Source organism: Arthrobacter sp. JUb115 (assembly GCF_004365035.1).
Classification (GTDB): Bacteria; Actinomycetota; Actinomycetes; order Actinomycetales; family Micrococcaceae; genus Glutamicibacter.
The window spans coordinates 57,347-73,257 of the sequence record NZ_SOBS01000012.1 but is presented as its reverse complement, the minus strand read 5'-3'; the positions used below and the strand labels follow the sequence as shown (position 1 = coordinate 73,257).

15 protein-coding genes are annotated in these 15,911 nt (G+C 63.1%); 6 read left to right on the top strand and 9 right to left on the bottom strand.

Annotated elements, in window-relative coordinates:
• Window positions 1-71 precede the first annotated feature (71 nt).
• Window positions 72-737: a response regulator gene (locus tag EDF61_RS16860; protein WP_133834886.1), complete on the bottom strand. Its 666-nt coding sequence runs from the start codon at window positions 735-737 to the stop codon at window positions 72-74.
• Entirely contained in the window at window positions 734-2,104 is a 1,371-nt protein-coding gene (locus EDF61_RS16855; RefSeq protein WP_133834885.1) for a sensor histidine kinase, read from the bottom strand. Before EDF61_RS16855 ends, EDF61_RS16860 begins: the two co-directional genes overlap by 4 nt.
• A gap of 149 nt (window positions 2,105-2,253) precedes the next feature.
• On the opposite strand from EDF61_RS16855, the gene EDF61_RS16850 reads away from it, so the two are divergent.
• Window positions 2,254-2,805: an acyl-CoA thioesterase gene (locus EDF61_RS16850; RefSeq protein ID WP_105658869.1), complete on the top strand. Its 552-nt coding sequence runs from the start codon at window positions 2,254-2,256 to the stop codon at window positions 2,803-2,805.
• 54 nt (window positions 2,806-2,859) lie between these two features.
• On the opposite strand, the gene EDF61_RS16845 is transcribed toward EDF61_RS16850, so the two are convergent.
• On the bottom strand, window positions 2,860-3,486 hold the full coding sequence (locus tag EDF61_RS16845) for a phosphoribosylanthranilate isomerase (protein WP_133834884.1): 627 nt from the start codon (window positions 3,484-3,486) through the stop codon (window positions 2,860-2,862).
• On the bottom strand, window positions 3,483-4,469 hold the full coding sequence (locus EDF61_RS16840) for an acyl-CoA thioesterase (RefSeq protein ID WP_133834883.1): 987 nt from the start codon (window positions 4,467-4,469) through the stop codon (window positions 3,483-3,485). The genes EDF61_RS16845 and EDF61_RS16840 overlap by 4 nt, the downstream gene beginning before the upstream one ends.
• Before the next feature lie 118 nt (window positions 4,470-4,587).
• On the opposite strand from EDF61_RS16840, the gene EDF61_RS16835 reads away from it, so the two are divergent.
• The 3 genes from EDF61_RS16835 to EDF61_RS16825 are packed head-to-tail and all read left to right on the top strand — an operon-like array spanning window position 4,588 to window position 9,914.
• On the top strand, window positions 4,588-6,327 hold the full coding sequence (locus EDF61_RS16835) for an ABC transporter ATP-binding protein/permease (protein WP_133834882.1): 1,740 nt from the start codon (window positions 4,588-4,590) through the stop codon (window positions 6,325-6,327).
• On the top strand, window positions 6,327-8,087 hold the full coding sequence (locus tag EDF61_RS16830; protein ID WP_133834881.1) for an amino acid ABC transporter ATP-binding/permease protein: 1,761 nt from the start codon (window positions 6,327-6,329) through the stop codon (window positions 8,085-8,087). The genes EDF61_RS16835 and EDF61_RS16830 overlap by 1 nt, the downstream gene beginning before the upstream one ends.
• Before the next feature lie 60 nt (window positions 8,088-8,147).
• Window positions 8,148-9,914, top strand: a complete 1,767-nt coding sequence (locus tag EDF61_RS16825; protein ID WP_105658864.1) for an FMN-binding glutamate synthase family protein — start codon at window positions 8,148-8,150, stop codon at window positions 9,912-9,914.
• Here the strand turns inward: EDF61_RS16825 and EDF61_RS16820 are convergent.
• The 4 genes from EDF61_RS16820 to EDF61_RS16805 all read right to left on the bottom strand — a co-directional run bounded on the left by EDF61_RS16820 (window position 9,911) and on the right by EDF61_RS16805 (window position 12,862).
• Entirely contained in the window at window positions 9,911-10,975 is a 1,065-nt protein-coding gene (locus EDF61_RS16820) for an enoyl-CoA hydratase/isomerase family protein (RefSeq protein ID WP_133834880.1), read from the bottom strand. The two genes, EDF61_RS16825 and EDF61_RS16820, sit on opposite strands and share 4 nt — an antisense overlap.
• Window positions 10,976-11,034: 59 nt before the next feature.
• A complete protein-coding gene (locus tag EDF61_RS16815; protein WP_105658862.1) occupies window positions 11,035-11,940 on the bottom strand; it encodes a LysR family transcriptional regulator in 906 nt (301 codons plus the stop codon).
• 46 nt (window positions 11,941-11,986) lie between these two features.
• The gene (locus EDF61_RS16810; RefSeq protein WP_105658861.1) at window positions 11,987-12,250 is read right to left on the bottom strand and encodes a hypothetical protein; all 264 of its coding nucleotides are present in this window, start codon (window positions 12,248-12,250) and stop codon (window positions 11,987-11,989) included.
• Between the two features lie 135 nt (window positions 12,251-12,385).
• Window positions 12,386-12,862, bottom strand: coding sequence for an Lrp/AsnC family transcriptional regulator (locus tag EDF61_RS16805; protein WP_133834920.1), 477 nt, complete (start codon window positions 12,860-12,862; stop codon window positions 12,386-12,388).
• Between the two features lie 243 nt (window positions 12,863-13,105).
• Here EDF61_RS16805 and EDF61_RS16800 point away from each other — a divergent pair, with 243 nt between their 5' ends.
• Window positions 13,106-14,344 (top strand): MFS transporter, encoded by a 1,239-nt coding sequence (locus EDF61_RS16800; protein ID WP_133834919.1) that lies wholly within the window; start codon window positions 13,106-13,108, stop codon window positions 14,342-14,344.
• 21 nt (window positions 14,345-14,365) lie between these two features.
• Window positions 14,366-14,848, top strand: coding sequence for a hypothetical protein (locus EDF61_RS16795; RefSeq protein WP_133834879.1), 483 nt, complete (start codon window positions 14,366-14,368; stop codon window positions 14,846-14,848).
• Here EDF61_RS16795 and EDF61_RS16790 read toward each other — a convergent pair.
• Window positions 14,835-15,827: an LLM class flavin-dependent oxidoreductase gene (locus EDF61_RS16790; protein WP_133834878.1), complete on the bottom strand. Its 993-nt coding sequence runs from the start codon at window positions 15,825-15,827 to the stop codon at window positions 14,835-14,837. The genes EDF61_RS16795 and EDF61_RS16790 overlap by 14 nt on opposite strands.
• Window positions 15,828-15,911: the final 84 nt, after the last annotated feature.

Below are 15,911 nucleotides of genomic sequence, written 5' to 3'. Positions count from 1 at the left end.
CTGCCAAGTATTGTTTCTACTCATCAGCTTAGGAAACGAAGCAGCATTTGCGCTCCGTCTGGAGAATGAAACTATTGGATGAGTCCGGCGCGGTGGGCGAATAGCACGCCCTGCACCCGGTCGCGCAGGTGCAGCTTCGCCAACAGGTTCGACAGGTGGGTTTTCACCGTGGCTTCCGACAAGGAGAGCACTGCGGCGATTTCCTGGTTGTTCTTGCCCTGGGCCAGTTCGCAGAGTACCTGGCGTTCGCGTTCGGTGAGTTTTTCCAGCTGCTGGGCCTCGGTAGTTGCCGCTGCCGAATCCGCGACAGGGACCGCGCCGGTGCCACGCTGGATGAGCTTGAGCGTGACTTCGGGGGAGAGCAGCCCGTGGCCGGCGGCCACCTGGTGCACGGCGGCCACCAGCATTTCAGGCTCTGCATTCTTCAGCAGGAACCCGCTGGCCCCGGCATCCATGGCCTCGAAGAGGTAGTCGTCGCGGTTGAAGGTGGTCAGCACAATGACTTTGGTCTGGGTGGTGCTGGCGATGAGCTTCGTGGCTTCGATGCCGTCCATCTGCGGCATTTGGATATCCATCAGCGCCACCGTGGGGTTCAGCTCGCGAACCATTTCCAGGCCCGCTTGGCCGTTGCCTGCCGTGCCGATGACCTGGATCTGCGGATCGGTTTGCAAGATCAGTTTCAGCGACGAGAGGATCAGCGACTGGTCATCGCAGATCACCACGGTAATTTTGCTCATGTTGCCAGTCTAGTTGCCGCGTCGGAAACCACGCGCAACCGGGCCCGGGTACGCCAGCCGTGCGGAATGCGCGGGCCGATTTCCACTAGCCCGTGATGCAGCTTGGCGCGTTCGCGAATGCCACGCAGGCCGTAGCCGCCACCGGCGGAATCCGGCCGGGGACGGCCGCTGTCGGTGACCTCGACTTCTATCCATGCGCCATCGGCATCGGTTCCCGAACGCAGCGACAAGGTAGCTGTGCGGGCCGTGGAATGCGCACGGACATTGGCCAGGGCTTCGCCGCTGATGCGGTAGAGCGCGAGCGACAGGCCTGCCGGCAGGTCGGAAATGAAGCCGGGCTGGTGTTCATCGCGGGAGATCTGGATGCTCAGTCCCTGGCGTTCATTGGCTGCGATCAGCTCATCGAGCTGCGCCATGGATGGTTCGGGGTTCCGTGCCCCCTCAGCGCAGTTCGGCGAATCCTCCGGTCCGCCATGTTCGCGCAATACGCCCAGCAGTGCCCGCGTTTCGCTGACTGCACTGCGTGCCGAGGACTCGATGCCGCGCATCAGTTCGATGGACTGCTGGGGATCGCGCTCATGCACCATGCGGGCGGCCGACGCCTGGATTCCCACCGAGGCAATGTGGTGGGCAATGACATCGTGCAGCTCGCGGGCGATGCGCAGCCGTTCCTCGTTGACCGCACGGTCTGCCAGCTGCTGGGACTGGTCGGCAATGCGCTGGGCCTGGGTTTCCACTATTTGGCTGGCGTAGGCATTGGTCCAGCTGACCATGCCCAGGAAGATCGCGCCGCCGAAGTACAGCAGGTTCATCAGCAGGTTGTAGAAGATGAAGGCCGTTGACGTCGGCAGCACGCCTGCTGGATCCTCGACCATGGAAGTTCCGGTGGCCGTGAGCAAATCGGAGGTGAAGAAGGTGACGATCACCCAGGTAGCCATGAACAGCAGCACCACGCTCATCGCTATCCACAGTCCCCGGCGGTTCTTCGACCACGTGACCGCGGTGTAGATGCCGATGAAATAGGCCAGCTGCGCGCAGAGCTCCATGCCGACTTGGTAGGTATTTTCGCTTCCGGCGCCCACGAACGCAGCCGAACCGATGAGCATCATGGTTATGGGCCAGCGCCGGCGGAACATCAGCGGCACGATCAGGGACACAAGCACGAGATAGGCGAGAAGAGGATCGGGCGCGTTCTCTTGCTCGGTCAGGGAGAGCAGCAGTTCGTGCATGGCCAGCGCCAGCAGGAGGAAGCCCGAAGCGACGATAATATCGCGGCGCAAGCTCTTCTTATCCGGAGACGGACGTTCCCAATCCACCGGAGGCAGCGTCGGGAGCCTCCGGTGTACTAGCTCGGGGAGTCGGTACATGGTGTTCCTTGATCATCTCGTTGGCCAGGCATTGGAAACGACTTTACCGGTCTGCGGTTCTCCGGGCATGAGCCTGGAGGCTTACCCCTGGCGTTGACCCGGGAGGAAATGCGCTAGGCAGAAAGGTTACTAGGCAGTAATGTGATGGTATGCACATGATTTTCCGAATCCTCATGGTTTACCTGAACAGCAAGAAGGCTTCCAAGCTGTCGATGTTCGACACCAGCTCAGTGGGCATGCGTGCCACGCTGACCGATATCGACTTTGCCGGCCACATCAACAACGGCATGTACTTCTCGATCTTCGATCTCGGACGCTTCGACTTGATGTTCCGTTCCGGTGTCTGGGACATCATGTCCAGGAATAAATGGGTTCCGGTCGTGCAGACCGAGACCATCACCTTCCGCAAGTCGGTGCGCCTGGGAACCAAGTTCTCCCAGGAAACCCGGCTGATCGGCATGGACGACAAATGCATCTTCTTCGAGCAGCGCATCGTCGTGAAGGGCGAAATCTACGCTCGCGCCTATGTCGCCACCCGGATGACCTCGAAAAAGGGTGCGGTTTCCAACGAGGAAATCCTGGCAGCAGTCGGCTTGGAACTGCCAGCAGACATGGTGCTGCCCGAGTGGCTGCACCAGTGGCGCCAGGACGGAGCGCTGCCCAGCACCCGCAAGCCGGCCCCGCACAATTGGATCCGCTGAATCAATTCACTCGCGCAATTCCTGCTGAACGGCGCGAATGCCGTGCCGGGGGACTCAACGTGCGGGATTCGGCGAAGCCTTGGCCGCATCAATGAACATGGCGATCAGCTCGGGATCCTTGACTCCGCGCGATGATTCGACGCCCGAGGAGACATCGGCGCCGAAAGCGCTGGACGCAGCCAAGGCATCAGCAACATTCTGCGGGGACAGTCCGCCGGCCACCAGCCAGCGCCGACCAGCGGCCAGATCCTTCACTGCCGCATAATCCCAGCTTTCGCCGCTGCCGGGGACCGAAGCGTCAATGAGCAGCAGATCTTCGCCCCAATCGGCAAACTGCTCCTCCGGGTCATCGCGCCGCACCGCGCGGATGACCTTGAACCCGGCCTCATGGGCGGAGCTCACATCCTTTGCCGTGCGCTGCCCGTGCAGCTGCACCCAACTCACGCCGGCGTCCGCCGCAAGCTGAAGCACCGTCTGGATCTCTTCGCCGCGGAATACCGCCACGGTGGCAATGCCTGCAGGAACAGCCTTCACCAATGCGGCGGCGCGCTGCGCAGAGATTTCCCGGGCACTGGGCGTGAGCACGAACCCGATGGCGTCAGCGCCATGGGCCGCTGCGGCTTGCACGTCCTGGGCAGTGGACAAGCCGCACACTTTGACGAAGGGCTTTGCTGCACTCACTTGGCGTTCTCCTTGGCCATATGGATTGGGGTGTAACCGCCAGGCGCGTTGGCGCGGATGGCCAGCAAGTCGCGGGCGTGATTCCACAGCCGCTTGTCCTCCCCGGTGACGGGCACCCAGGGCTTGACCGGAACAGCGGTGCCGGTTTCATCGCGGGTCACCATCACGGTCAGGCAGTAGGTCGTCAGCTGCATTTCCCGGGTCTTCGGGTCGCCAGAGCGCACATGCACCGCAATGTGCATTCCCTTGTTCCCGGTGTAGACCAGGCGCGCCTCGACCTCCACCAGGTGGCCGATCAGCAGCGGGCGGTAGAAACGCACGCCGCCGGAGAACACTGCAACGGTTTCCTGCTGGCAGTAGCGGGCCGCGCACAGCTCAGCGGCATCATCAATCCACTTCATCACGATGCCGCCGTGGACCTTGCCGCCCCAGTTCACATCGGTGGGCGCCGCCAGGAAGCGCAGCGTCACGCGTTCGGCGGTTCCCTCATCGGTGTATACCTGTTCGTTCATGGACGCGACGATCTGCTCGCGGATCTCAATGCGCGCCAACGCATTCTCGCGCATGGCGATTTCCCTGGCCGTACCCGGGGTGAACGCCGGAACCGGGGTCGGCTTGCCATTCTCGCCGACGGCTACGAAGATCACCAGGCAGCTGCTGGACTTCACCGGACGCAATTCGCGCGGATCGCTGAAAGACACCTCGGTATGGATGTGCATGGAGCTGGTTCCCGTGTACACCACCGAAGCGGTCACTTCCACCAGATCCCCGGAGTGGATCGGGTCGGCGAAGTGGATATTGCCTACATAGGCGGTAACGCAATAGCTGGAGGACCATCCCACCGCCGCAGCGTAGGCGGCCTTGTCGACCCACTCCAGAACGGTGCCCGCAGGAACAATCCCGGTGACATCGACGTCGGTCGGTGCCGCGAGGAATCGCAAGGTGACAGAATGCGGACGTTGTTTCAGCTCCGGGGTGCTCATGCACTCCAGTTTCGCGCACAACGCGCATCACGGGCAATGTATGACGCTTCACGGCCCAGCCTTGACGGCAAGCCCCACGGCGCGGAACTGCCGGTGTGCTCTGCCCTAGGATAGGAGGGTGCGTAGGGTCTTTGGAATATTTTCGGCTGCAACAGCCATCGTGGTGGCACTGAGCCTCAGTGCCGCGGCCGGAACCGCCGGCTTGGTGATCGTCGTGGGCCAAGGCCTGGATGAACTCATGGCCCATCGGCCGCTGGGCACCCAATGGTATGCCAGCGCCTTCGGCGAACTGCTGATCATGGCGGTTGCCACCTTCTTGATCCCGGTCGTGATCTCGCGCAACAGCCTCGACCTGACCGAGTACCACCGCATGAAGCTGCTCAAGCACTATCTGTCCATCGGCCCGCTGGCGGTGCGCGCCTCCGGCGATGGGGAGCTGCTGCATGCGGCGATGGACTCGGTGGAACGGTCCGTGAAATACCGTTCCAGCTTCATCGGCCCGGCCATCTCCGCGGTAGCCACCCCGGTATTGATCCTGTGCTTCATCGCCTTTGCCATCGACCCGCTCAGCGCACTGGTACTGCTGGTTCCCACCGCGCTGGTCCCGGTCATCGTCCTGGGCTTCCAGCGGCGCTTCGGCTCCTCGAACGGCGAGTACCGCCGAGCCCAGGGCATCCTCTCGGCGACCTTCCTGGACGCACTGCGCTCGCTGGGCATGCTCAAGCTCAACGGCGGCAGCCGGTGGATGGGATCGCGCATCGAGCAGGCCACCGAACGCGTACGCCAGCAAGTGATGAAACTGCTGGCCCGCAACCAGTTGATCTTGCTGGTCATCGATTCCAGCTTCGCCGTGCTGCTGCTCGCCAGTGCCGCCCTGCTGGCCTGGTGGCGCGCCAGCTCCGGGGCCATCACCCCGGGTTCTGCCCTGTCCCTGGTGATCCTGAGCTTCCTGATGCTCGCCCCGGTCAACTACGTCGGCAGCTTCTTCTACATCGGGATGACCGGCAAGGCTGCCGAGAAGAAACTGGCCGAAGTCGCCGACATCCCCATGCACCGCTCCATGGCCAATCCGCTGCACGTGGACCTGCGCCACCGCGATCTGATCCTGGAAGAAGTCAGCGCCAGCTACGACAGCGGGCACCACGCGCTGGACAAAATTTCCTGGCATTTCCCGGCCGGTTCGCGTACTGCCATCATCGGCCCCTCGGGCAGCGGCAAGACGACGCTGCTGCGCGTGCTCCAGGGCCAGCTCGAAGCGTCCTCCGGCACCATCCGCGATGCCCGCCAAGCCATGGGCCCGGCAACCTTGAAGGCCAATACCGCCGTAGTGGAACAGCACGCCACGCTCTTCGGCATGAGCCTGCGCGAGAACCTCCTGCTCGGTGCGCCCCGGGCTGCCGACGGCGAACTGCTCGTGGCGCTGCGCCAGGTCGGCATGGGAGCGTGGTTCGAGGCGCAACCCGGGGGATTGGCCCAACGCCTGGGCGAGGGCGGGGCACGGCTTTCTGGCGGCCAGGCCCAGCGCCTGTCGCTGGCCCGCGCCCTGCTGGCGCAGCGTCCCGTGCTGCTGCTCGATGAGCCCACCAGCGCCTTGGACGTCCAGACCGAAGCGGACGTGCTGGGGACCCTGCGCTCCTTGGACCGCAGCACCACGGTCATCACCGTCACCCACCGGCTGGGGTTGCTGGCCGACTACGACTATGTTCTGGTCATGGACCACGGACAGCTCATCCAGGCCGGACGCCGTGACGAGCTGCTGGCCGCCGACGGCTATCTCAAGGAAGCCATGGACGGATTCCGCCAACGCGCTGATGCGCTGCATGCCAGTGGCCGGAGCCAGCTGGGGGAGGGGAACTAATGCGCACGCAGAAAATCTCCACTATCAAAACCGTCGCCTGGCTGATTGGCAGCACCAAGGACCTGCTCCCGCCGCTGCTGCTGGCCTGCGTGCTGGCCTGCGCCACTCGCCTGGCTTCGCTGGGGATCTACGCCGTGGCCGGGTTCGGCCTGGCCAAGGCCCTGCACCTGGGCGGTGCGCAGCTGCCTATGGACCTTGGCTGGGGACCGCTGATCGCTGTGGTCATCCTGCTGGGGCTGGTCAAGGGCGCGGTGCGCTACCTGGAGCAGTATGTAGGGCACCGGGTGGCCTTCCTGTCCCTGGCGCGGCTGCGCAACCGCATGTACCAGGCATTTGAACGCCAAGCGCCCTTCGCCGCGGACAGCAAGAATTCCGGCGGCATGCTCGCCAAGGCCACCAGCGACATCGACAAGGTCGAGGTGTTCTTCGCCCACACCCTGCCCCCAGCCGTGGCGGCAGTGGCAGTCAGCGGCCTGGCAACCTGGGGAACCTGGGCGGTATTCGGCATGCAACCGGCCCTCGTGCTGCTCGCCGGCTATGTGCTGATCGGGCTGGCCATCCCGGCCATTGGGGTCGGCGCCCTGCGCCGTACCGCGCGGGCCACCGCCAGTGCTCGCGGCACCCAGAACCAGCTGCTGGCCGACACGCTTGCCGGCATCGACGTGATTCACGGATTCAATGCCGGCAAACCCGTCATGGCGCGGATGCGCGAAAGCCTGCACGAAAGCCGGCAAGCGGCGCGATCGGCCGGAACCCTGGGCGCGGTACGGGCCACGCTGACCCAGCTGGTGGTCTGGGGCAGCCTGCTCGCGCTCTTTGTCCTGCTGGGAACCGCCGGGCAGTTCGGCATGCTGATCGTGCTGTGCTGTGCCCTGGTCCCTTCCTATGAAGCGGTGCGCGCGGTAGACGGGTTCATCCTGGGCCTGCAGGATTCGCTGGCCAGCGCTCGCCGGCTGTACGCCACGGCGATAACCAGCCATCCGGTTTCCGAACCCGCCAACCCGGTTCCCCTTCCTGCTTCCGGCACCTTGCGCGTGGCGGATCTGTCGGTTGCCTTCGAGCGCCATCGGGTAGTTCGCGGCGTGGATTTCGAGCTGGAACCAGGCTCCCTGCTCGCATTGGTGGGCGAAAGCGGCTCCGGCAAATCGTCGGTCGCAGCAGCCCTGGTGCGCTCGGTGGAAGCTGCCGGCACCGCCAGCTTCGGCGATGTGCCGCTGGAGGCCGCCAGCTTGGCGCAGCTGCGCACCCGGATCATCCTGGTCTCCCAAGAGGCGGTGATGATCCGTGGAACGCTGCGTGAGAATCTCTTGCTGGGTGCAGACGGGATCAGCGACGCCGAGATGGAGCAGGTCCTCGACGAGCTGGGCATGGGCCCCTGGCTGCGCCAGCAGAAGGCCGGATTGCAGACCCGGTTGGGGGATCGCTTTGCCCGGCTTTCCGGTGGCCAGCGCCAGCGCGTGGCCCTGGCCCGGGCGCTGCTGCGCAACCCCGCGGTATTGATCCTCGATGAATCCACTAGCGCCCTGGATGCACGCAGCGAACAGCTGGTCCTGGAAGCAGTGGAACGCCGCCGCGGTGAAGGGATGGCGGTGCTGATGATCAGCCACCGGCTATCGATCCTGGCCCGGGCGCAGAACGTGCTGGTGCTCCATGAAGGAGTGGTGCTGGAACGCGGTGCGGCGCCAGCGCTATTGGCCGATGGGCAATCCTTGTTCTCCCGCATGGCCGTGCGCGAAGCGGACCGGATTTTGCCAAGCTGATCCACGCCCCGCTCAATGGATGGAACTGACAAGGCAGCGGGGAGGTACTAGGCTCGCATCATGATGCGAATAGTGGTTCTCCTGTTCCTGGCTGTCCTATTCACTGGCTTCGTGGTGACCGCAATCCTTGCCGGCACCTCCGGGGAATGGGTGTGGTGGATCCTCGTCGTGCTCACCGGTTTGCTGGTGCTTCTGGGCATCAGGGACCTGCTGCAAAAGAAGCATGCGATCCTGCGCAATTTCCCGATTGTCGGGCACGCCCGCTACCTCTTCGAATTCATCCGCCCCGAGATCCAGCAGTATTTCATTGAGCGCAATACCGATGGCCGTCCTTTCAACCGCGACACCCGCTCGCTGATCTACGCGCGGGCCAAGGGCGCCGATAGCCATAAGGCTTTCGGCACGGAGCTGAATGTCAATGAAGTCGGCCACGAATACCTGCTGCATTCGGCAGCTCCGGTGGCCCCGGTAGCATCGCAGCACCGCGTACGGGTGGGGTCCAGCCAGTGCTCGCAGCCCTATGAGATTTCGCTGATGAATATCTCCTCGATGAGCTTCGGCTCGCTTTCTGCCAACGCCGTGCTGGCGATGAACAAGGGCGCCGCGATGGGAGAATTCGTCCATGAAACCGGTGAGGGCGGGCTGACCAAGTACCACCTGGAATACGGGGCCGACTTGTTCTGGGAAATCGGTTCAGGCTACTTCGGCTGCCGTACCGAGCAGGGCCGCTTCAACCCCGAAACCTTCGCTGCCAAGGCGAACCATGAAAGAGTCAAGGGCATCACCATCAAGCTCTCCCAGGGCGCCAAGCCCGGGCTCGGCGGCGTGCTGCCGGCTGCCAAGGTCACCGCGGAAATCTCCGAGGCCCGCGATGTCCCGATGGGCGTGGACTGCATTTCACCGGCCAGCCACGCAGAATTCTCCACCCCGCGCGAATTGATGCACTTCGTAGCGAAGCTTCGCGACCTCTCCGGTGGCAAGCCAGTGGGCATCAAGTTCTGCGTTGGTTCCCGCACCGACGTCATGGCCCTGTGCAAGGGCATGCTGGAAACCGGCATCCTGGTGGACTTCATCACCATTGATGGCGCTGAAGGCGGCACCGGAGCTGCGCCGCTGGAATACGAGGACCATGTTGGCGCCCCGCTGACCGAAGGCTTGATGCTGGTGCACAACACCTTGGTGGGTGCCGGACTGCGCGACGAAATCCGCCTCGCCGCGGCAGGCAAGGTCGCCAACGGCTCCGACATCATCAAGCGGCTGATCCAGGGAGCGGATTTCACCTTCTCGGCGCGTTCCATGATGATGGCCACCGGCTGCATCCAGGCCCAGCAGTGCCACACCAACCACTGCCCCGTAGGCGTAGCCACGCAGAACAAGCGCCTGATGCGTGCCCTGGATGTGGAGGACAAGGGCCACCGCGTCTACAACTACCATCGCTTGACCGTCACCGAATGCGCGCAGATCATGGCATCGATGGGACTGACCAGCCCGGAGCAGCTGAACACCCGGATGCTGCGCCGCCGGGTGAACCTGCAGTCCACTCGCTCCTACGCTTCGCTGTTCCAGTGGTTGCGTCCCGGCGAACTGCTCGAGGATATTCCAGGTTCCTGGATGGAAGACTGGGATGAAGCAGACGCGGACCACTTCGGCGAGCATGCACCGCTGGCCTACACCGCGCCCAAGAGCGTGGATATCACCCCATCGGTGGTTCGCGAACCAGCCGATGCAGTGAACGCACCGCGCATCGAGCCCAGGGATTCAGCCAAGGTGCGCCCGGTGCATGCAGATGTCACCCGGCCAGAAGGCAAGCCGGGAGCTGACAGCTAGCCTTCCGAATCAGCAGCCAGAGACCGCAACGCCTCGTGGTCCACTTCCTCCAGCGAAGCCGGAATCCACGTGGGGTTGCGGTCTTTGTCGATGACCTGGGCACGGATGCCCTCGGCAAGATCGGCACGGTGCATCAGGTAGCGGGCCAGGCGCAGTTCGCGGTCCAAGGCCGAACGCAGGTCCTGCTCCTCACGTGCAGCCCGCACGTTGTAGAACGCGCTGGCCACGCTGGTCGGGGAATTCGCTGCCAGCATCTGCGCGGCACGCTGCGCCGAAGGATGGACCATCTGCTCCAAGCGTGCCAAGACTTCCTGCGGGGTGGCGGCACTGAAAGCATGATCGATCCAGCCGCGGTCCAGTTCCAAGGCGAAGGACTCGGGCGCACCGTGCATGACCTCGATAGCAGCCGCGATCTCTCCGGCATTCAGCCCCGCGAACTCATCGAGCTCATCGAGGATGTTCTGGGCGAAGTCCTCGGTGACAACGGCATCGGCAAAACCGAGAAGTACGGCATCGGCACCGGTGAAGGACTGCGCACTCATTGCAAAGAACTCGCCGAAGTGGCCCGGCGCGCTGGCCAGCAGGTGGCTGCCTCCCACATCCGGGGTGTAGCCGATCTTCGCTTCGGGCATTCCCATGGTGGCGTTCGGGGTCACCAGGCGCACCGGTGCGTGCGAGGCCAGGCCGATGCCCCCACCCATGGTGATGCCATGGGCCAAGCTGATCAGGGGCTTGGGATAGGTGGAGATCAGGTAATCCAGTTCGAATTCTCTCGCGAGCAGATCGATGAAATCCTGATGGCGTCCGGTGGTGACTGCTGCGTGGAAATCGGCGATATCTCCTCCGGCACAGAAGGCGCGTTCGCCGCGGCCGGTGAGCAGCACCAGCGAAATCGACGGGTCCACGGCCCACGCACGCAGCACCCGGCCCAGCTCAATGAGCATTTCCAGGGTCAACGCATTGAGCTTGCTGGCACGGTTCAGCTCGATGTGGCCGATTGGTCCATGCACGGCCGAGATGACTACGCCATCGCTGGAAGATGCAGGGGTCTGGTTCTCCACCGGGACATTCCTCTTTCTTGGGACGGATGCAGGCACCAGTGGCGCCGCGGCGCAACGAATCAGCGGGAGAGCACCTGGGCGAGCCGGTCCAATACCAGCGCGGCCTTCGGCTTCTTGGAATTCTCCGGTTTCAACGCGAAGATGGAGCGGGCCAGGCGAATCTCGGGGGCATCAACTATGCGGATGCCTTCCGGAGCGTTGGCCATGGCCAGATCGGGAACCAGGGCGGCGCCCAGTCCCGAGGAAACCAGGCTCAGCGACGCATTGAAGTCGTCGCAGTAGGCAGCCACCTGCGGGTGGATGTTGTAGGACGAGAACAAGCGCGAAATCAAGGTGGCATCCGAGGTGCCCGGGTGGTGGAAGATCCATGGCCATTCGGCCAACTGGTCCACGGTCAGCTGGGCGTCTTCAGCGATGGGCCAGGACGCCGGGATCACTACCCGGAACTGGTCATCGCCCAACCAGGTGCGCTCCAGGGACGCTGGCCACGACAGTCCGCCGGGTCCCACCTGGAAGATCAGTGCGAGGTCGAGGTCGCCGCCCGTGCCAAGGCCTGCGACAGTTTGCTGGGGTTCGCCGATCCACAGGCGCAGGTTGATGCCCAAGGAGGACCAATCCGGTGCCTTGAGGATTTGCGGCAGCGCGTAGGTCGCCAGCGAGGGGAAGATGCCAAGCTTGATTTCCTCAAGGTCGGTAGCTTCGGTGGAGATGGTGGCGACGTCTGCCATGAGGGCGTCGAGGTCGGTGAGCACCCGTTTGGCATGGCGCACCATGCGCAGGGCGCCTGGCGTCGGGGTGATGGAGCGTGCGCCGCGCAGGAACAGCGTGGTACCGGTGCTTCGCTCCAACGCTGTCATCTGCTGGGAGACAGCGCTGGCCGTGTAGCCCAAGCGGGTTGCGGCCGTGGCAAAGGAACGATGCGCCACCACTTCGAGCAATGTGCGCAGATGAACTGGATTAATCACTTCTAAAGTCTATGGCCTTTAGCCAAAGATTTGCTTAGCCCACGGCCTAGAGTTCGTCCTCAAGGTCAACAAGCTCTGTGCTTTCCTCGTCGTCGTCATCGTCTGCGGCGAATTCGTTGTCGAGCTGGTCTTCGGTTTCCAGGTCATCGTCGTAGAGGTAATTGCGCTGTGCCAGCGGGTCGAGGTTGCGCATGGTTTCCGGCATGTCGCTTGAGCCCTCATAAGCCTGGGAATCGCGTCCGTCATCCGGTTCGTAGATGTCGTTGCCGAACTCCGGCGCAAATTCTGTGGTGTCGAAATCCTTCGTCATTGCGTACTCCTTCGTCGAATACGAGGGATCCGCCGGAAGCCGGGGATTTACCTCGTGACTTCTCGTATCACCAGAGTAGGACGCTGCTTCGGGAAACGAAAGACTTGTTTTCTGCAGCTGACAGTGAATGACTTCTCAGTGGTCATGTTCGGCATAGTGCTCCAGCAGGGGAGCGGCACGGTAGGCCAGGTGCGTATGGAGCGCGAAGGTTGTTTCCGAACGGGTGACGCCCTTGACGCGCAGGATCTGGCGCAGTGCTGATTGCAGCTGGTGGGTGTCGGTGGCGATGAGCCGCACCCAGAGATCTCCACGTCCGGAGGTCTCGTGGATTTCCAGCACGCTGGGGATCTGGCGCAGCGCAGTGACCACGGTATCCAGATCGCGGTGGTTCACTTCCAACGTCACGAAGGCCAGGACGTCGTAGCCGAGCTTGCTCAGATCGATGTCGCGGCCGCCGTCGCGGAGGATTTCGGCGCGCTGCAAACGGCGCAATCGCGACTGTGCTGTGTTGCGCGCAACACCGACCTCATCTGCGAGTTCAGAGATTTGGATGCGGGGATCCTTGATCAGTGCGAGCAGCACTTTCAGGTCTACATCGTCTAATCGCACTATATGCTCACTCCGGGTTATCTGCGGGGACAAAATTTTGAACAATCTGCTCAAATGCTAGCAAGAAATCTCTCTCGTTGCTTCCAGCAGGCGGATATTAGTGAGTGAACGCTCTGTTGTAGTAGACAAACGCAAGCAGAACGCTCAACTAACCGGTGGGGCAGCGAGTGGCCCCACCGGTAAAAACTCTTTCTGGGCATTCTTCGTGCCCAGCTGGTCTGGACCACTTTGATCCCGGGAGTGAATTTGTCGGTTATCAGCGAGCTGCGCATGCAGCCAATGAACCATCGCGTACTCTCCTGGAACCCCGGGCTGACCGCTCGACTGGTGATCACCGTGTCCGTCAGCTTCCTGCTGCTGGTCGGAGCCAACCTGGCCACCCCGCTGTATCCGGCACTCCAATCCGAATTGCACCTTGGCGCCATGGGAACCACCGTGGCCTTTGCCAGCTACGTCTGTTCGCTGATGCTCTTCCTATCCACCGTGGGGCATTGGTCGGATCATATCGGACGCCGTGCGGCGCTGGTGATCGCGGTCGTTGTTTCCTTCGCTGGAACCCTGGTCTTCGGATCGGCCGGCAACCTTCTGGAGCTGTGCCTTGGCCGTGGTTTGCAGGGCGCCGGTGTCGCGCTGGCTACCGGTGCTAGCGCCGCGGCCCTGCGTGAACTTCTTCCTGCGCGGCCTGAGTGGGCTTCGCGCTTCACCCTCTTGGCCTCATCGGGCGGTGTCGCCTTCGGGCCGGTCTTGGGCGGGCTGCTGGCTCATCTGCCTGGCGGGCGCACTACCGTGTTCATGGTGCAGGCGTTCTTGCTGCTGCTGATCCTGGTCCCGTTGAGCACCCTGCAGGCCCGTCCGGCCATTGCGCTGGCTGAGCGCGGCCAGCGAAGCAAGGCCCTGGCCCCACGCCGCTTGGGCGTCCCCAGCTCGGCCCGGGCACCGTTCTGGCTCGCTGCCCTCGTTGGCTTCTTGAGCTTCGCCATCTTCGGCTTCGTGCTGTCCTTGGCACCTGGCTACTTCGCCCAGGCCTTTGGCCTGGATTCGGTGCTGGTCATTGGCCTGATTGCCGGCCTGCCATTGGGCATATCCGCCCTGTCGCAGCTGGTCGTGCGCGGCGGCAAGGCCTTGCTGCCTATCGGTCTGGGATTGATGGCGGCCTCCACCGTAGTGCTGGCCGTGGCTGCCGAGCATCGCCGGCTGCCATGGGCCATCGCGGCATTGGTTTTCGTGGGCCTGGGCCAGGGCATGGCCTTCCGCACTGCCTTCGCTCAAGCGGTGGACGCGGTCAACGACAAGCAGCATGCCCAAACCGTGTCCACCATATACCTGGTGACCTACCTGGGCAGTGCTGTTCCAGTCATCGCGCTGGGCTGGGCCGTCGGGGTCTTCGGGCAGCAGCAAAGCATCCTGGTCTTCTCCATCGGCTGCGCCGTGGTGGCCGCAGCGCTAGCCGTCTGGGCACTGGCAGGACTGCGCAAAGCACGCTAGAACCCGGCGTACTGTGGAGGCATGACTAGTCCTCTTCCAGCGCCTGCTAGCCGCGGCGCACAGTGGGCCGTGGCTGCACGCATCTACATTCCTGCACTGTGGCTCGGCCTGATCATCGGCATTTCATTCATCGAGGCACCACTGAAATTCACCGCACCCGGAATCACCATTCCCTTGGGACTGGGCATTGGACGCCGCGTCTTCTTCGCAATGAACATGGCCGAGATCATCTTCTTCATTGCCCTGGTGGCCGGTTCGGCCAAGCGCGCTGCCGGCAAGGCCTGGGGCTGGGGCGTAGGGCTGGTCGGCCTATTGCTGCTGATTAAAACCGCAGCGATCCGCCCGGGCCTCTCTGCGCGTACCGATGCGGTGCTTGCAGGAGTCTCCGATGGCGGATCGCTATGGCACTACGCCTATATTGGCGTGGAATTCTGCTTGACCCTCGCTCTGGTTGCGCTGCTGCTGATGGCAGCCAAGCGCTGGATCAGAATTACCGGGCGCTAGCCAGCTGGCAGGCCTCGGCGGTAATCATCACCGATTCGAGTCGAGCGTGCTCCTCGGTGGGGTAGTGGATGGTGATCAGTTCATCTGCCTGAGCTGCCGAAGCGAAGTGGCGCAGGTATTCGGCAACCTGTTCTCCGGTGCCCACCGCGGTGTAGCGCATCATGTCCAGGATCTGCTGCGCCTGCGGAGTATCCATGAGCATATCGATCTCCGCTTCGGTGAATTCCTTCTTCGCGGAACGGCCGATGAAGCTTGACACGCGATGGCGCTTGGCAACGTCCAGCAGTTCATGCGCTCGTTCAGCCGTTTCCGCAGCCAGCACGCCTACGCCGGCAATGACATACGGTTCAGCCAGTTGCTCTGAGGGGGTGAACTCCTCGCGGTAGATGCGGATCGCTTCATGCAGCGCAGCCGGTGCGAAATGCGAGGCGAAGGAATACGGCAGTCCCAGCTGGGCGGCGAGCTTGGCACCGAAGAGCGATGAGCCCAGGATGTACAGCGGAACGTTGGTTCCTGCTCCCGGGGTCGCCTGAACGGTAGGAACCCTGGATTCGCCGGCGAGATAGGCCTGCAGCTCCAGCACATCGTGCGGGAAGGAATCGGCGGCCGACGGGTCGCGGCGCAAGGCACGCAGGGTGGTCATGTCGGTACCCGGTGCACGGCCCAAGCCCAAATCGATGCGGTCGCCGTAGATTTCGGCCAACGTGCCGAACTGCTCGGCGATCACCAGAGGGGAGTGGTTCGGAAGCATGATGCCGCCCGAGCCGAGGCGAATCTTCTCGGTGTGGTGGGCTATGTGGCTGATCAGCAACGAGGTCGCGCTGGAAGCAATGGTGGGCATATTGTGGTGTTCCGCGTACCAGACGCGTTCATACCCATGGCGTTCTGCAGTTTGCGCCAAGCGGACGGAGGACTTGAAAGAGTCGGAAATAGTTGTCCCGGGTTCAACCGGAGCAAGATCCAGAATAGATAGCTTCACATTGGGTACAACCGGTGGCGTACGGGAAGTATTCCAGTAACTTCCGCCTCAAACGCAGGGAACGGCTATCCGCAGTGCGGATAG